Origin of the sequence: Pseudomonas sp. PS02288 (assembly GCF_029959715.1) — a bacterium.
Lineage (GTDB): Bacteria > Pseudomonadota > Gammaproteobacteria > Pseudomonadales > Pseudomonadaceae > Pseudomonas_O > Pseudomonas_O kuykendallii.
In genome coordinates this window covers 1-315 of the sequence record NZ_JASCPA010000136.1, presented here as the reverse complement: position 1 = coordinate 315, position 315 = coordinate 1, and the positions used below count along the sequence as shown (strand labels likewise).

1 pseudogene is annotated in these 315 nt (G+C 73.7%); it reads right to left on the bottom strand.

Going from position 1 to position 315, the window contains the following annotated elements:
- A pseudogene (locus QMX85_RS23500) lies at positions 1–315 on the bottom strand (aldehyde dehydrogenase (NADP(+))); the annotation flags it as partial.

Sequence of the window (315 nt, the reverse complement as noted above, 5' to 3'; positions counted from 1 at the left end):
CGAACTCGGCCGTCGCCATGTGCCCGCTGTGGGCCTTGAACACCACCGGGCAACCGGCGGCCAGCGCGGCGGCGGTGTCGCCACCGGCGGTGGAAAACGCCAGCGGGAAGTTCGAGGCGCCGAACACTGCGACCGGGCCGAGGCCGATGCGGTACTGGCGCAGGTCCGGGCGCGGCATCGGCTGGCGATCCGGCAGCGCGCGGTCGATGCGTGCGCCGTAGAAATCGCCACGCCGCAGCACCTGGGCGAACAGGCGCATCTGCCCGCTGGTGCGGCCACGCTCGCCCTGGATACGCCCGGCCGGCAGCGCGGTTT